This window comes from Aliikangiella maris (genome assembly GCF_040719265.1).
Taxonomy (GTDB): domain Bacteria; phylum Pseudomonadota; class Gammaproteobacteria; order Enterobacterales; family Kangiellaceae; genus Aliikangiella; species Aliikangiella maris.
In genome coordinates this window covers 182,722-198,381 of record NZ_JBFDAH010000008.1, presented here as the reverse complement: position 1 = coordinate 198,381, position 15,660 = coordinate 182,722, and the positions used below count along the sequence as shown (strand labels likewise).

Here is a 15,660-nt window from a genome sequence, read left to right as displayed (position 1 = left end):
CCAAACCTGTACAGTGCTCAACATTGAACAACATCTTACTCAACCTACTCGACCTTAAAGAAAATCGTCTAATAAAATTAGCCCTGCAGGTAATCCCCCACCGGCAGCATCTCGCGCAATTGCGGTATAAATACCAGCACCATTTAGAGTCACAGACACAGGACCAAGTGCAATGTCTTTACTACCAGCAACCGTTAATATCACATCGTAGTCACCTGGCAATAAAGATACAAAACCACTATCAGCAGTCAGTGCTACATCGCTCAGCGCAGGGGTTAAATCAGTGATGTCAGCACCGGGAGCAACAATATAAATATCAACATTACCGGCGGCTGGGCTGGCATGTACCAGACGCAGCTTAGCCTCGGTCGCTATGCGACGATTATCAGCAGTCAACACTAGCGGCTCTATCGATGCCAAGACATTTGCCGCAATCACATTGTAACTTTCGCCCGCCATCAGTGATAAATCTGCATCAATAACTACCGGGGCCTGCGCACCTGTCGGCGTCACTTTAATGTTGTAATCTGCAGCAGGCAGCATTACGTATCCTGCAAACTCGGTATACGCCAGATTTTCAATTAACGGCGCATCAAAATTGTCGTTGGCAACTACATCAACAGCTGGCGCATCGGGTGATGCATGAACCACTCTGACAGCAGCTGGCGTTTCGCTATGTAACCAGGGTAGGGTCTGACCTTGTGGATTAACAGCAATCAGATTAACCGGATGGCTACCAGGTCCAACATTAGTCACTGCCGCAACTAGATAATCACCACCAGCATTGAGCATTTTGCTACCCGAATCGTAAACGATAGTTTGTGCATCGCCTGCGGGGGTAATTCTGACCTGATATTCACCGGGATCAATTTCGGTTGCATCTAAACTTTGCTTAAACTCGGCGGTTACCAGCGGAGATTGCTGCGTTAAATCGGCACCAGGAGTTGTCAAATAAATATCTACCATTGGCGCATTGGCAGCAGCATGTACCAGCTGTAATCTAACTTTGCCTGTCGTTACGCCAGTATCGGGACGGGTGAGCACAAGCGGCTCAATTGCTGCTACATTGTTAACCGCTAGTACGGTGTAGATAGTCTCAGCAGCCAAATCGACACTCACTGGCGCAAAAGCGTCTATTTGAGTTTCATCTGCTAACAGCGCTTTCACCGCTAGGGTATGTGACCCAACAGTGATTGAGTTATAGGGTGTTGCTTGCAAATAATCGACATTTTCTGCAACGACAGAATCATCTGCCAGTATGTTAACTAACGGGGCATCAGGTGATGCATGAACAATTTGCAACCTAGTGCTAGGCGATGGTTGCTCGTTTTGCTTCACACTATCATTGTCACTGCTACAAGCGGTTAAACCGATGATTGCTAACAGTGCAAGCGCATTGACCAGTTTTTGCGTTAATTTTTTCATGGTTAAGCTATCTCGCGTTGATTAAGTAAGTATAAAGTATCAATTTCTTGGGCAATTGAGTCACTCGTTTTGCCCTGTACTAAATTCGGTAATATCGGGCCCCGAAAATGCCGGAGCCCAAAAGTTTAGAACCTGCAAAATGTTATACGCAGAGATTTTAAATTGGATCACATGCAGGCATGTTGCGATGTTTAAAACCTGCTGGTTTCGGAAATAAGCTGATCTAATGACATCACCAAACCGTAAAAGTCAGTAAATCAAACGAAATCTTTCCTATTATTTAATGACTAGGCTTAGCGGATCAATATATGTCACATTATTTGTTAACGGTTTGTTTTAAGAAGGCTTTGTTACTTGCTGGCAGCATATTTTTGATGTCTTGCTCATCAAATTATCAGGATTATGCGACTCGTCAGCCTGCCTTTAATTTTACTGAATTCTTCGACGGACAATTATGCGCCTGGGGACTGGTGAGAAAACGCGATGACTGGGTTAATCGAAAATTTATTGCATCAATAACGGCTTATCGACAAAACGATACACTCATTTTAGATGAAATTTTTCAGTTTGATGATGGCGAACAACAAACGCGTGTTTGGCAATTTATTCAACAAGGCAATCAGTGGATTGGCCGTGCAGGTGATGTTGAAGGCCGGGCAACCGGTATCGAGATAGGTGACTCGCTGCATTTAACTTATGCGCTCAATATTCCGCTCGATGATTCAACCCTGACCATTGCCATGGATGACTGGCTACACCGGGTTGATGCCAATACAGTGATGGGAAGTACGCAAATGACTAAGTGGGGTTTTGAGGTTGGCAGTATCGATATTGTGATCCAGAAGCAAACCCCAAACGTAAATTATTGTAAGTTTACTCAAAGATAATAATCAATGAACAGCGAGCCACTGCGCAATTCAAAAATTCAGGCAATTTTTAGCTGGTTTGACAATAACAGCCTGCCTCCATCCTCTGCTGCGAATCGATTATCGAATCAATCGCAAGTTGGATCTAAAACAGCCTCTCAAGTCGCATCAAATAATGACGCTGCATTGGCAATAGCCAAACAAGGGTTAATACCCAACCAGGGTATGCAAACAATCAACTGGCTGCGCATTGTTCCATTTATTCTGATTCATCTCTTTCCTTTATTAATTTTTGTAGTCGGTTTCAGTTGGACCGCATTGTGGTTTGCAGTGGCGTTTTATGTACTCAGAATGTTTGCTATTACAGGCTTTTATCATCGCTATTTTTCCCACCGCAACTTTAAAACCAGCCGAACAATACAGTTTATATTTGCTTTCATTGGTGCAACATCAGCACAACGCGGCCCGCTTTGGTGGGCATCTCATCACCGAGAACACCATCGCCATTCTGATACAACCGCCGACCCCCATTCGCCAGAACACAAAGGCTTTTGGTGGAGCCATATGTTCTGGTTTTTAGCCGATGAAAATTTACCAACGCAAACCCAGCGAATCAAAGACTTTACTAAATATCGTGAGCTACAGTGGCTCGATCGATTTGATATGTTTGCACCACTGATATTAATTATCGGTTTGTTTTTAACTGGTGAAATACTCGCAGTCTATGCCCCTTCACTTGACACAAATGGTTTGCAATTAGTTGTGTGGGGATTTTTTGTATCAACATTGTGCTTGTACCATGCAACTTACACGATTAATTCACTGGCACATCGATTTGGCAAACGACGTTTCGAAACGCCCGATAACAGTCGCAATAATTTTTGGCTGGCGCTTATTACACTTGGTGAAGGTTGGCATAATAATCATCATTATTTTAGTGGGACAGCCCGACAAGGATTTTATTGGTGGGAAATAGATATTACTTATTACCTGCTAAAAATAATGAACAAATTGGGATTGGTTTGGGAGTTAAAACCTTTGCCCGAGCGAATCAAGCAACAATTATCAAAAGACCATTAATGAGTAATCATGTATGATGATTGAACGATTTAAATCACTGTATCAGCAACTGGATGCCGAGAATGTTACTCAACTCGATACCGTCTACGCTGACAATATTTGTTTTGTCGATCCTTTCCATCGAGTTGAAGGAATCGATAATCTGAAAAATTATTTTGCTCGTTTATACAAAAATGTACAAACTATTGAGTTTGTTTTTGACCGTTATCAGATTAATCAAGACAGCTTTTTTATTCAGTGGACCATGCGTTTGCAGCATCCTAAATTAAATAAAAATGAGTTATTTGAAGTGCCCGGTATCACTTATTGTCGATATGCAGATGGAAAAATCACTTTTCATCGAGATTATTTCGACGCAGGTTTAATGTTTTACGAAAAACTGCCTATGATTGGCAGAGTAGTTCGTTGGTTAAAAAAGCAATTATGATGAAATATAATTTTACTGATAAACGCATATGGCTCACAGGCGCATCCAGCGGAATTGGATTGGCGCTGGCTCATCTATTGCTCAACAATAATGCCAAAGTTGCCTTGAGCGCTAGAAATGAACAACGTTTAAATGAGCACTTTAAACATCATACTAATGCACTAATATTACCCGTGATTTAACCGCGTTATCGACTAATCAAAAAATTGTTGAGCAAATTGAAAGTCATTGGGGTGGACTGGATTGCGCTATTTTAAACGCAGGTAACGCAGAATATGTGGATATACAAAATTTTGATTCCGTAATATTTGAGCGAATGATGACAACCAATTACTTATCAGTAGTAAAAGGTATTGAAGCTTGTCTGCCAATTCTGCGTCAATCACCCGATCCGTATTTGGTAGGCATGAGCAGCAGCGTCGCTTGGCAGGGCTTACCCAAAGGGCAAGCTTATTCGGCCAGTAAAGCCGCGATTCGTAATTTATTTCAAGGGCTTTACATTGAACTGGCCGCGCAAAATATTGCGGTTAGCTGGATTTGTCCAGGTTTTGTGAAAACACCACTAACCGATAAAAATGATTTTCCAATGCCCGCCCGAATTAGCGCAGAGCAATCGGCTAAAATTATTTTTCAGCAACTGTGCCGTAAAAAAGTTGAAATTCATTTTCCCAAACGGTTTACATTACTTTTAAAATTGATTTCAATGCTGCCGGCTAGTTTTAGTTCGACTTTACTTAAAGGAACCGTATCTCAATCATGAAAATCGCAATCGTAGGAAGTGGCATCGCAGGTAACACTGTTGCTTATCATTTACACAAAGAACATGATATTACGCTTTTTGAAGCGAATGATTATATTGGCGGGCATACTCACACACATCAGTTAAATCTGCATGGTGAGCAGCAAAATGTCGACTCAGGGTTTATTGTATTTAATCAACAGACTTATCCCAATTTTTTAAACTTGATTAATGAGTTGGGCGTTGCTTATCAGGAAAGTACGATGAGCTTTAGTGTGCAATGTGAAAAAACGGGATTAGTTTATAATGGTTCTAGTTTTGATCAATTATTTACCCAGCGTCGTAACTTTTTTAAACCTTCATTTTACCGAATGGTATTTGACATTTTACGTTTCAACAAAGAATCTTTGTCCATATTAGAAAAAGATAATTTTGAGCAAACATTGGGCGAATATTTAGCCGAGAACCGTTATTCCCAATCGTTTATTCACCAGTATATTGTTCCAATGGGCGCGGCAATCTGGTCTACCGGACATAACACTATGCTGGATTTTCCTGCCCAGTTTTTTGTGCGATTTTTTAATAATCACGGTATGTTGCAAATCGCTAACAGACCACAATGGTATGTGATTAAAAATGGTTCAGCCGAATATACCAAGCCATTAACCGAGCCATTTAAAGATAAAATTCGCTTGTCGTGTAAAGTACAAAATATCCGGCGACAAAACAATAAGGTTTTTATTAAGGCCCGAGGTTGTGAGGAAGAGTCGTTTGATTATGTTTTTTTAGCTTGTCATAGTAATCAGGCGCTGGCAATGCTGGAAAATCCTTCCCCAGAAGAAATACGTACACTCTCCGCCATACCTTATACCAATAATAAAGCGATCATACATTATGATGACAGTATTTTACCCGTCCGTAAAAAAGCCTGGGCTGCATGGAACTATCATTTGACAAAAAATACAGATTGTCCGGTTATGATTACTTATAATATGAATATTTTACAGTCACTTAAAAGTCAGCATACTTTTTGTGTGACTTTAAATCCGACCGATGAAATTGATGAGTCAAAAATTCTTAAGGAAATTAATTACAGCCATCCACTATTTACTTTAGATGGTATCAAAGCACAAAAAAATCAGCCGCTAATCAATGGCCACTTAAATACTTACTATTGTGGTGCCTACTGGCGATATGGGTTTCACGAAGATGGCGTGGTCAGTGCATTAAACGCAATCAAAAAATATAATCAGGATATTGGCAATGAACAGCAAAATTTACTCTGGTCACCTGCAGCATAGACGCTTTTTACCCAGTCAGCATGAATTTCAGTATAAAATTTTCATGCTGTATATTGATATCGATGAGTTAGACAACTTATTTAAACCCTTTTGGTTTTGGTCAAAAGACAAGTTTAACCTGGGTCAATTTAAAACCGCAGATTACTTTCATCACCAAGGTTCAATTCGCGATGCCATTACCAACGAAATTCGCGAGCGATATGCGATTGATTTCAACGGTTCAATCAGAATGCTTACGCATTTACGCTACTGGGGTTATTGTTTTAATCCGGTAACGTTTTATTACTGTTTTAATCAACACGAACCAGACAAGGTTGACTTTATTATTTCTGAGGTTAATAACACTCCCTGGAATGAGCGCTATCGTTATGTCATGGATAATCGAGACGGTTCACTAATGCAACGTAATGTACGTTTTTTAAATGAGCAGTTTCATAAAACTTTTCATGTATCGCCATTTATGCCTATGGATATTCGATATGAATGGCGTTTTTCTCAACCGGCTGAACGTTTGTCGGTTGTCATGCAAAACTTTAGTGATGATAAAAAAGTCTTTGATGCAACACTTGCTTTAAAACAGCAACCAATGACACAAAAAAATATGGCAAAGATACTGCTCCATTTTCCACCAATGACCGTAAAAGTTATTACAGGCATTTATTGGCAAGCACTAAAATTGTGGCTCAAGAAAACACCATTTTATGAAAACAAATCGCCTAAAAAAATTTCCCACTAAGGAACGATTATGAACTCTGTTGTCTCTATTAAAAATTATGTGTCCCAGCTGGCCAAAAAGCCGGCAATTAACAGCGATTTTGTTTCTCGCCAGCTAAAGCAACAAATACTAAAAAAGTTGCGCCATATTGAGTTTGGACAACTGACACTGACTGATGGAGATGAAACTCACTTTTTTATCGGCAAACAACATCGTAACAATAATGTTGTAGACCAACCAGCCAATAAAGATGAAATCATTAAAGCTGACTTAGAAATCTGCGATCCACAGTTTTACCAATTTATTGCATTTGGCGGTAGCCTTGGCGCAGGAGAAGCTTATATTAATGGCTTTTGGCGTTCAAAAAATCTTACCCGTCTCATTCAACTATTTGCCCTGAATCAATCAGTTATTGACAATGTAGATGGCGGACTGGCTCATTTGAGTGCGCCTTTAAAGCGCCTGTTTCATTGGCTTAACAAAAATACCTTAAGCGGTAGCAAAAAAAATATTGTTGCCCATTATGATTTAGGTAATGACTTTTTTAAATTGTTTTTAGATCCCAGCATGATGTATTCATCTGGTATTTTCACTCACCCAGATGAAACAATGGCACAGGCCTCACACAATAAATTACAGCGCATTGCTCAACAATTAAATCTGAGTGCCGCCGACCATATTGTAGAAATTGGTACAGGCTGGGGAGGTTTTGCTGTTTTTGCAGCTAAAAACTATGGTTGCAAGGTAACAACTACAACTATCTCTGAAGAACAGTATCAATATACCCGGGCGCTAATCCAATCGCACGGACTGACCGATAAAATCACTTTACTCAAACAAGATTATCGAGAACTAACTGGCCAGTTCGACAAACTGGTTTCAATAGAAATGATTGAAGCCGTTGGTCATCATTATTTTGCGACTTTTTTTGAAAAATGTAATCAACTACTCAAGCCTGATGGCCAAATGTTAATTCAGGCGATCACCATTTTGGATCAAAAGTTCGATCGTTCCAAAGACACAATTGACTATATTAAACGCTATGTTTTTCCCGGCAGTTGCATTCCTTCAGTTCAGGTTATGAATCAATGTATTCAGAGTGTTACCGATATGCGAGTCCACCAACTCTTCGATATTGGTTTAAGTTATGCGTTAACACTGCAAAAATGGCGTGAGCAGTTTTTTGAGAATATCGCTCAGGTCAAAGCGCTGGGATTCGATGATTCTTTCATTCGACTATGGGAATTTTACTTGTGTTACTGTGAGGGGGGATTCAGAGAACGTGTTATCAGTAATGTGCAATTACATGCAGTTAAACCTTTGGCAAGACCACCGCTTGAGTCAGGTGTAAAGTCAAATCTATAGTCAAATCTATAGTCATCAGGGCAATTTAATTGCTCAAGTCAATGATATCAACTGATCAATTAAAGCGACTTAAGCAGGCTCATGTCTTTGAAACTTTTAACAGCCCCAGGATTGGTTCAGCACCCACCACTTTGGCTCGCCATGTTGATCTTTCAAGGCGGCTGGTGGCTGATTATTCTGGGTAGCCACAGCCAATGGTTTTGGCTGGGTGCCTTACTCATGATATTGCTGCTAAGTACTGACTATCGCGCCGGTTATTTAACAGCTACCCGATTCGTCTCACAGATATCGCTAATTACCCTTGGGATTCTATTTGATTCTTTATTAACCCAATTAGCCATTATCCGGTTTGATTTATCCGAAGTGTCATTATTAGCTGAGACGCCGAACTCATCGGGCCAACATCTGCTTAGTTTGCCAATACCCGACTGGCTTGTTATTTTATGGTGCTGGTTTGCAATCACATTTGAGCGCTGTTTTACTTGGCTAGAAAGTAAGTTAGCACTTGCGTTGATGTTAGGTGCTATCACTGGTCCACTCACTTATTGGGGTGCCTCTTATTTAACCCCAATTACGATTAGTCATCCGTTAGTATTCTTTTTGGTCAGTAGTTTATTTTGGGGCCTGATATTTGGTATCAGTAGTGTCAGTCAGTGGTTATTTAAGAATCCCGAGTGATAGATATTTTTGATATAATTCCAAGTTCTTAACAAAAGTACTAGTCGAGTTTAAAGATCGTGAATTTTGCCGCTCTTTTATCCCCTTTGCAGTGTTAAACTCGTGGGTCAAAGCGCATTTAAACCAATAATAATAACACTAACAATTAATAAGACTTGGGTTGTAGAGCAACAGCACAAGCCGAGCAGATAATATTAAGGTCGTTTGGCATGAAGAAAATTATGTATTTTGGTGAAATGAAAATAAAGTTTAAATTATTCAACTTAATCTGCCTCACTGGCTTATTAGCAATAACGGGCTTTACAACCCAGGCAACGGAAGACAATGCACAATCGCAGCCACCTTTGGTACTCAATGATGCTAAAATTACTACCGCCAAACCTCGATTAAGCCGCCCAGTTTCACAAATCAGCAATCCTTTACCCAAACTTACCAAGGCACGTATTAACAAGATGCAGCAATCAGGTGAAAAAGTACCTGGCCGGGATTTTATTCGTGAGGTGCCTAATAAAAACCACCCTTTTGCCGCTCGACATATTCAGCAAAATAAAAAATTCAAGCAAGATAGCGTACTGCAATCTAAAGCCTATCCCATGCAGCCCGGTAAATTTACTCCGGTCGTTGGGGTTGGATTTAACGGTATGGATAACGTCCAAGGTTCGGTGCCTCCCGATACCAATGCCGATGTTGGCCCCAATCATATTGTCCAAATGGTCAATACCGCCATCGCCATTTGGGACAAATCAGGTAATCAGTTGCTAGCACCTGTTGCGATTAACAGTATCTGGGAAGGGTTTGGTGGCATCTGTGAAACCAACAATCAGGGCGATCCTATTGTACTTTATGATAGTCAAGCCGATCGCTGGTTAATCAGTCAGTTTGCCTTTAACGAATCGTTTACCGATAACCACCAGTGTATTGCCATTTCGCAAACTCCCGATCCAACCGGCGCATATTATTTATACGACTTTTTGTGGAGCACCACCAAATTTAATGATTATCCTCACTATGGCGTATGGCACGATGGCTATTATGCAGGGATAAATCAATTTACAGGTGATAAATACACCGGCGCCGCCGTCGTCGTTTATGAACGCGATAAAATGCTACTGGGTGAAACAGCTCGTCAAATCAAGTTTGATTTAGAAAATCAAACACCCGATGCCTTTACCCCCATGCCAGCGGATATAGATGGGCTTTATCTACCGCCGGACACCATGCCGCAATATTTTGTTTCTGCTGGTGGTGACGCCAACACTATCGATGTTTGGACTTTTGATGCTAACTGGGCTGACCCCGAGCGTTCGGTGTTCAAGCTCCAACAAACCCTCAATGTTGCGCCTTACAATGGCGGGGTTTGTGAATTTAATCGAAACTGTATCAGACAGCCTAATTCACAGCGGCTCGACGCCATTGGCCAACGCATGATGTTTAGACTGGCTTATCGTAACCTTTATGGCGAACAGCATAAGCTAGTGGGTAATCACACGGTTGTAGGTTCATCCAGCAGTAATACGATTGCCGGAGTTCGCTGGTATGAAATGAATATTGATGCAACCAGTGAAGATGTGTCGATCGCCAATCAAGGTACCTATAACCTGAATGATGGTAATTCACGCTGGATGGGAAGTGCGGCCATGGATGCCGTTGGCAATATTGGTGTTGCCTATAGTGTATCGGGGCCTAACTTAAACCCTTCTATTCGTTTTTCAGGTCGTTATGCGACAGACACCGCTAACGTGTTATCCGTGCCTGAAGACTCATTAAAAGAAGGAGAAGGCGCACAATCAGGCAGCGAACGCTGGGGTGACTATTCCAGCTTAAGCGTCGATCCGGTAGATGATTGTACCATGTGGTATACCACTGAATATTATAAAGCGACCAACAATAACACCAGTTCCTGGTCAACCTATATTGGCAGCTTTCGTTTTGATGACTGTGTTGCTGGTCCATCGGGTCGTATTACGGGTGTAATTACTAACAGCGAAACCAACGAGCCAATTCCTGGCGTCGAAGTTTCAAGTGGTAACTTCCGCGTTTACTCCAATGAAGATGGTGAATACCGATTAGTCTTACCCGTTGATACAGGCTATCCGGTTAAGTTTTATAAATACGGCTGGGTCAATGGCCAAATTGCATCAATTGATATTGCCGAAGACGATGTACTAAACCGAGACATTCAATTAACGCCTGCAACCCCTATAAAGGTCAGTGGCACCGTAAGAGATGGTTCTGGTTTAAATACGCCGTTATACAGCGAAATCATTGTAGACATTCCTGGCGGTTCAGTTTCTACCTTTACCGACCCGATTACCGGCCAGTATGAGATTAATTTATATGGCGGTAACCTGCTAAAAATGCATACTAAAGTTCATACCCAAGGTTATCAGGATGAGTCACGGGATATTGATCCCGTCACCACACAAACGGCTAATTTTGCATTAACAATTTTCGAATCATGCATTGCCGCCGGTTATAAAGTCAGCGGACTAATCGAAGGCTTTGAAGCCGGCGTCCCCCCCCTCGACTGGACTGTTGAAGATAAAGCAGGATCAGGTTCAATCTGGCAAAGTACCGCCAATACGCGTGGCAATCTGATTGGTACCAGCGGACATGCAGCCATTGCCGATAGCGATCTGGCAGGACAAGATGTTAATACAGATACATCATTAATCAGTCCGGTGATTTCTGTTGCCAGTATGCCAAGTACCCAAATAGAATTCGATACACTCTATCGTGCACTTGGTGATGAATTTGATTTTGATATTAAAGTCGATGGTGGCAACTGGGTTAACCTGCTAAAAATTAAAGGGGATGGTTTACCTGAACATGTCACGCTGGATTTAGCCCCCTCAATAAGTGGCGCGTCAAGCTTTCAGCTCCGTTGGCACTATTATAGAGCTAACTGGAACTGGTGGGCGTTGGTCGATAATGTCAAAATTACCGGCAGCCAATGTAATCCAGCAACTGGCAGCTTTGTACAAGGCAATGTGATTGATGCCAACACCGGAGAAGCACTAAATGATGTGCTAATTACGAATGGACAATCAAAAACAATCTCGCGTGCAACGCAAGACGATGACAGTGTTGGTGATGGTTATTTCAGACTATTTTTAGAAAATGGCGCCAGTCAAAATGTGAATTTTACTTTTGCCCAATATGTAGTCAAACAAGTTGCAGCAAATCAAATTTCATTAGCTTCACCTGTTGCGCTGGATGCCGGTAAAATTGAAATCGCTAGTGCACCATCGGCGTTTGAAGTGCCGCTGGATACGATCCGCGAAGATAGCTTAACTATTAAAAATGTGGGTAATGTTGCGACGAATGTTGAATATCTGGTAACGGCAGTACCAACCAACAAGAAAATGCCAAGCGAAATTCATGGACCATATCATCCATCAACCAGACATTTTGGCCCTAAAGCGCTCAAGCAATTAACCACTAAAAAAATCCGCTATTCTGCTGACTTTAACAGTTTAAACATTGCAACATCAGCAGTTGATTATATCCGTCACTTCGATATTCAACTGACTTATCCCTATGGTATTGCCATTAATCAGAGCAACGGCAATTTTTGGATTGGTGATGTTAAAGCGGGTGGCGCAGCGAAAGATATTGCCCATCAATTTAATTCAGACGGTGTGGCAACACAAAACACTATTGATACCACCAGCATATCAGGCGATTTTGCGGCTGACATGACCTTTAACAATCGTACCGGCAAACTGTGGCAGGTAGAAGTGGGTCGCGAAAACTGTATTCACGAATTAAACCCTGAATCATTCAGTGTAACCGGCAACAAGATTTGTCCCGAGTTCGGTACTTCTCAACGAGGACTGGCCTATGACCCGGTTTCTGATACTTATTACGCCGGTTCTTGGAACGACAGCGTTATTCATCAGTTCACAGCCGATGGCACAATACTGCGTTCAGTCAATGTGCAGCTAAAAGTTGGTGGTTTGGCAATTAACCCGATGACTGGCAGTCTGTTTGTGTTGCTTAATGATGAAGAGCCATCAAAAGATGTGGTGGTACTAGATACCAACACCGACGAACTGACACCAATTACCAGCTTCGATATGCCCAAAGATATTGACCTGGATGGCGATAAAGTGCCCGATGATTCACTCGGCGACCTTAAACAGGGCGGCATTGCGATTGATTGTAATGGGACTTTATGGTTCCCCAGTCGAGAATTAGGTGTTGTTGTTGGTGTCAGTTCTGGCGAAGTCGGTATTTGTGCCTGGGCTGGTGTGCCGTGGTTAATCTTATCTAATGGATATAGTGAAGCGATTGATGCCTCAGCCGAGAAGTCCATTGACCTTGCTTTTAATACAACTGAGTTAGAACTTGGTACATATAAAGCACAACTTAACACTATCACCAATACGCCTTATGGTAATTCAACAACCTTGATTACGCTCAATGTTATTGAGCCGCAAAAAGGCAAAGTGAAATTTGAAGTAGCAACAGCAGAAGCAACTGAAGAGCAGGAAGCCTCTTTTACCATTAATCGAGTTGATGGTTCAGATTCGGCCATCAGCATTAACTATAAAACGGTTGACGGCACCGCCAAAGCGGGTACGGATTACACCGCAGTTGAAGGCCAACTAAACTGGGCCGATTTCGATACTGAGCCTAAAACAATTAAAGTACCGCTGTTAACCGTCCATCAAAATAAAAGTTTTACTATTAAATTATTCAGTGATAGTCCGGAGCAAGAAGTATTGCTCACTGACAACAGCGAAATAACAATTACCATTAAAGATCAGCCAAAAGGCAGTGGTTCAGTCAGTTATATTTTAATATTATTGATGCTTTTAGGCGTGGTTGGTGCACGAAGTGCAAACCAATCATCAGCCTTCAAACCATCACTGACAAAATAAACCGCAAGTATTGGGCAGGGGAAGTAAAATGATAAAAAAGATATTTTTCACAACAACACTGCTAGCTATGTCAAACTTGGCACTGGCAGAAAGACCTTCGTTTAGTTATTTCGAGGCAGGAGCAACCGAACTCGAACATGATTTAGTCGTCGGAGATTTTACCGGATTTGAATTAACTGGTAGCTATGAATTACCTGATAACTTTTACATTGTTGGTAAAGCGGTTATTACCAGTGATAAAGATCTCGATCTTGATATGGAAACCAAAACCATTGGCATTGGTTATCATGAAAAAATTTTTTCGAATACCGTTTTATTTGCCCAAGCAGATGCCGTTGCCGTGGTATTTTCACGCCCTGAATCAGGCCAGTTTGACGAGCAAGGTTATCAATTTAGTGTAGGTATCAAAAGTCAAATTATTGATAATCTGGAAGTTGAATTAACTTATAAACGATTGAGTACCGGTGAAGTGGATGAAGACTTTGGTGATTACCGGGTCGATTATGCGTTGCTTGGACTGCATTATATTGTTGCCAGCGGCGTTGGTATTTATGCCGACTATGAAAAGGAAGATGATAGTGAGCGCACGGTTGTTGGTATACGCTATGAATTTTAATTTCAGCGGCTGATAATATTCATTGGTATTTTCAAACTGAGTGCTTGATTAAAGAGTCAACCTATCAAGCATTCATGACCTTGTTAACCGCTTCTGCAACATCTTTTGATATTTTAATCAATGAGTGAAATCCAGCTGAAATTTAGTCACATAAAAATTTAAATCAGTATTCAATGCTTCTACCACTCAGACAGAGACGTTAAAAAAATAATAGCTGTCAGAATTCGTTTTTTAAACTTTTGCCGCGCTGAACTAGTTGCTATGCGCATCCATTCTAGTAATTATAAAAGCGATATTTTCGCCGATAACTCTCTTATCATGAGTACAAATTAGCGCTTCTAATTCGGTTAGAGCATTTGTTTTAATGGTTCTAGGTGAAGTAATCAACTTTTTTGGAACTACTTGTTAGCTAGTGCTTTTCTCTCTTCCTCAAATGCCTTCATCTTTTTGACCTCATCAAACTCTGGAATATCTTTGCTTTTCAAATAAATTAAGCATAACTGTAAAAACTCTTCATCATCTTCCATTAAGGCCCAAGACGTACCACTTTTATCAAAATAATGAACAAGACTGCGTCCTGACTGCTCAATATTGTGAAGGTAGAAGTCTCAAATTTCTCCGAGAATTTTTAAATAAAGCTTCACTTCTTGCTCTTCAGATTTGCTTAACTGGGCCATCACATTACCTCTTCAAAGGAATCTTTTTAGGAGTTGGATCTATTCCTGTCGCATGGAATAAAATTGGTCTTCTAAATTACTCCTCTATAAATTATTGATACTAACTTAAATGCTCTAGAAAGTAGAGATTTCAACTTTATCCCCAACCAGCTTAAGTTCTATACCATATATACTACATAAAAAAGATGAATTAAAAATGATGTTTATTGAATTTGGCATCAGTAAAAAAATCAGAAATGGAAATAAATACCGTTTTTTCTTAATTAGTTTTATTTTATTCTTTTCCACTTCAACCAGACTATAACCATCTTCAATATGTCGAGCGATTTCATTTTGAAACTGAAAAGGAATACTATCCAGGTCTATTTTTGAATACCGAGTTAGTTTCTTCCTCATTTTAAGTGTGTTAAAAAAATTCCAAATAACAGCGAATAATATAAGAACCGATACAAGTTGTTTTAGTTCTTGCAAAATATTTACCTAACAATTTTAAAATTAGTGCTTTTAAGCTCTGACATTTTCGCTCTCGCTTTTTTAAACAGATTGTTAATCTTTCTTTTTTTGTTCACAGGTTTCGAATTCATAATTGAATTCACCGCCAGAGTCCAAACAACTATCAATCACCATTTGGAGTTGTAAAAATTCATAAATAAAGAAAATCAAAAGCCCAATCAAACTAAGAAAGCTTAAACCAACGACAACAACCAATACACCATCGGGATCCACTCGCTTGGAAAATATTTGACAAATAGCATATCCAGTACTCTTAGTTAATATTTCAAATATTATCTCTACGAAAAAGCGACCAATGAGCCTAAATAATCCGCTAAGCAACTCTCCCGCAACTTCACCGACTGGCATATATTTCCTTCGAGTAATTAATAT

At 40.6% G+C, this 15,660-nt stretch carries 15 protein-coding genes; 11 read left to right on the top strand and 4 right to left on the bottom strand.

Going from position 1 to position 15,660, the window contains the following annotated elements:
* Positions 1-54 precede the first annotated feature (54 nt).
* Positions 55-1,425 carry a DUF4397 domain-containing protein gene (locus ABVT42_RS09935; RefSeq protein WP_353874469.1) on the bottom strand — a complete coding sequence of 457 codons (1,371 nt, stop codon included), beginning with the start codon at positions 1,423-1,425 and terminating at the stop codon, positions 55-57.
* A 308-nt stretch (positions 1,426-1,733) separates the two neighbouring features.
* Between ABVT42_RS09935 and ABVT42_RS09930 the strand changes: the two genes are divergently transcribed.
* From ABVT42_RS09930 to ABVT42_RS09880, 11 genes are all read left to right on the top strand, one after another.
* Positions 1,734-2,312, top strand: a complete 579-nt coding sequence (locus ABVT42_RS09930) for a DUF3833 family protein (protein WP_353874470.1) — start codon at positions 1,734-1,736, stop codon at positions 2,310-2,312.
* Between the two features lie 6 nt (positions 2,313-2,318).
* Positions 2,319-3,371 (top strand): acyl-CoA desaturase, encoded by a 1,053-nt coding sequence (locus ABVT42_RS09925; protein ID WP_353874471.1) that lies wholly within the window; start codon positions 2,319-2,321, stop codon positions 3,369-3,371.
* 13 nt (positions 3,372-3,384) lie between these two features.
* Positions 3,385-3,798 carry a nuclear transport factor 2 family protein gene (locus ABVT42_RS09920; RefSeq protein ID WP_353874472.1) on the top strand — a complete coding sequence of 138 codons (414 nt, stop codon included), beginning with the start codon at positions 3,385-3,387 and terminating at the stop codon, positions 3,796-3,798.
* Complete coding sequence (locus tag ABVT42_RS09915; RefSeq protein WP_353874473.1) at positions 3,795-3,980, top strand: SDR family NAD(P)-dependent oxidoreductase; 186 nt, start codon at positions 3,795-3,797, stop codon at positions 3,978-3,980. Before ABVT42_RS09920 ends, ABVT42_RS09915 begins: the two co-directional genes overlap by 4 nt.
* Positions 3,965-4,558, top strand: coding sequence for an SDR family NAD(P)-dependent oxidoreductase (locus ABVT42_RS09910; protein ID WP_367023747.1), 594 nt, complete (start codon positions 3,965-3,967; stop codon positions 4,556-4,558). Before ABVT42_RS09915 ends, ABVT42_RS09910 begins: the two co-directional genes overlap by 16 nt.
* On the top strand, positions 4,555-5,838 hold the full coding sequence (locus ABVT42_RS09905; RefSeq protein WP_353874474.1) for an NAD(P)/FAD-dependent oxidoreductase: 1,284 nt from the start codon (positions 4,555-4,557) through the stop codon (positions 5,836-5,838). Before ABVT42_RS09910 ends, ABVT42_RS09905 begins: the two co-directional genes overlap by 4 nt.
* Entirely contained in the window at positions 5,801-6,574 is a 774-nt protein-coding gene (locus ABVT42_RS09900; RefSeq protein WP_353874475.1) for a DUF1365 domain-containing protein, read from the top strand. The genes ABVT42_RS09905 and ABVT42_RS09900 overlap by 38 nt, the downstream gene beginning before the upstream one ends.
* A 9-nt stretch (positions 6,575-6,583) precedes the next feature.
* Positions 6,584-7,918 carry a class I SAM-dependent methyltransferase gene (locus ABVT42_RS09895; protein WP_353874476.1) on the top strand — a complete coding sequence of 445 codons (1,335 nt, stop codon included), beginning with the start codon at positions 6,584-6,586 and terminating at the stop codon, positions 7,916-7,918.
* Positions 7,919-7,999: 81 nt separating this feature from the next.
* The gene (locus tag ABVT42_RS09890; protein WP_353874477.1) at positions 8,000-8,596 is read left to right on the top strand and encodes a DUF2878 family protein; all 597 of its coding nucleotides are present in this window, start codon (positions 8,000-8,002) and stop codon (positions 8,594-8,596) included.
* A gap of 209 nt (positions 8,597-8,805) precedes the next feature.
* Positions 8,806-13,482 carry a Calx-beta domain-containing protein gene (locus ABVT42_RS09885; RefSeq protein WP_353874478.1) on the top strand — a complete coding sequence of 1,559 codons (4,677 nt, stop codon included), beginning with the start codon at positions 8,806-8,808 and terminating at the stop codon, positions 13,480-13,482.
* 28 nt (positions 13,483-13,510) lie between these two features.
* Positions 13,511-14,098 (top strand): hypothetical protein, encoded by a 588-nt coding sequence (locus ABVT42_RS09880; RefSeq protein WP_353874479.1) that lies wholly within the window; start codon positions 13,511-13,513, stop codon positions 14,096-14,098.
* A gap of 398 nt (positions 14,099-14,496) precedes the next feature.
* Here ABVT42_RS09880 and ABVT42_RS09875 read toward each other — a convergent pair whose 3' ends face one another.
* From ABVT42_RS09875 to ABVT42_RS09865, 3 genes are all read right to left on the bottom strand, one after another.
* Entirely contained in the window at positions 14,497-14,625 is a 129-nt protein-coding gene (locus tag ABVT42_RS09875) for a hypothetical protein (RefSeq protein ID WP_353874480.1), read from the bottom strand.
* Positions 14,626-14,889: 264 nt separating this feature from the next.
* A complete protein-coding gene (locus tag ABVT42_RS09870; RefSeq protein WP_353874481.1) occupies positions 14,890-15,246 on the bottom strand; it encodes a hypothetical protein in 357 nt (118 codons plus the stop codon).
* A gap of 75 nt (positions 15,247-15,321) precedes the next feature.
* The gene (locus ABVT42_RS09865) at positions 15,322-15,636 is read right to left on the bottom strand and encodes a hypothetical protein (protein ID WP_353874482.1); all 315 of its coding nucleotides are present in this window, start codon (positions 15,634-15,636) and stop codon (positions 15,322-15,324) included.
* Between the last annotated feature and the right edge of the window lie 24 nt (positions 15,637-15,660).

Coding starts and splice junctions, on each gene's coding strand:
- ABVT42_RS09880 (WP_353874479.1), top strand. CDS start 13,511: ATGATAAAAAAGATATTTTTCACAACAACACTGCTAGCTATGTCAAAC.
- ABVT42_RS09885 (WP_353874478.1), top strand. CDS start 8,806: ATGAAGAAAATTATGTATTTTGGTGAAATGAAAATAAAGTTTAAATTA.
- ABVT42_RS09900 (WP_353874475.1), top strand. CDS start 5,801: ATGAACAGCAAAATTTACTCTGGTCACCTGCAGCATAGACGCTTTTTA.
- ABVT42_RS09930 (WP_353874470.1), top strand. CDS start 1,734: ATGTCACATTATTTGTTAACGGTTTGTTTTAAGAAGGCTTTGTTACTT.
- ABVT42_RS09925 (WP_353874471.1), top strand. CDS start 2,319: ATGAACAGCGAGCCACTGCGCAATTCAAAAATTCAGGCAATTTTTAGC.
- ABVT42_RS09920 (WP_353874472.1), top strand. CDS start 3,385: ATGATGATTGAACGATTTAAATCACTGTATCAGCAACTGGATGCCGAG.
- ABVT42_RS09890 (WP_353874477.1), top strand. CDS start 8,000: ATGTCTTTGAAACTTTTAACAGCCCCAGGATTGGTTCAGCACCCACCA.
- ABVT42_RS09905 (WP_353874474.1), top strand. CDS start 4,555: ATGAAAATCGCAATCGTAGGAAGTGGCATCGCAGGTAACACTGTTGCT.
- ABVT42_RS09915 (WP_353874473.1), top strand. CDS start 3,795: ATGATGAAATATAATTTTACTGATAAACGCATATGGCTCACAGGCGCA.
- ABVT42_RS09935 (WP_353874469.1), bottom strand. CDS start 1,425: ATGAAAAAATTAACGCAAAAACTGGTCAATGCGCTTGCACTGTTAGCA.
- ABVT42_RS09865 (WP_353874482.1), bottom strand. CDS start 15,636: ATGCCAGTCGGTGAAGTTGCGGGAGAGTTGCTTAGCGGATTATTTAGG.
- ABVT42_RS09875 (WP_353874480.1), bottom strand. CDS start 14,625: ATGGAAGATGATGAAGAGTTTTTACAGTTATGCTTAATTTATTTGAAA.
- ABVT42_RS09895 (WP_353874476.1), top strand. CDS start 6,584: ATGAACTCTGTTGTCTCTATTAAAAATTATGTGTCCCAGCTGGCCAAA.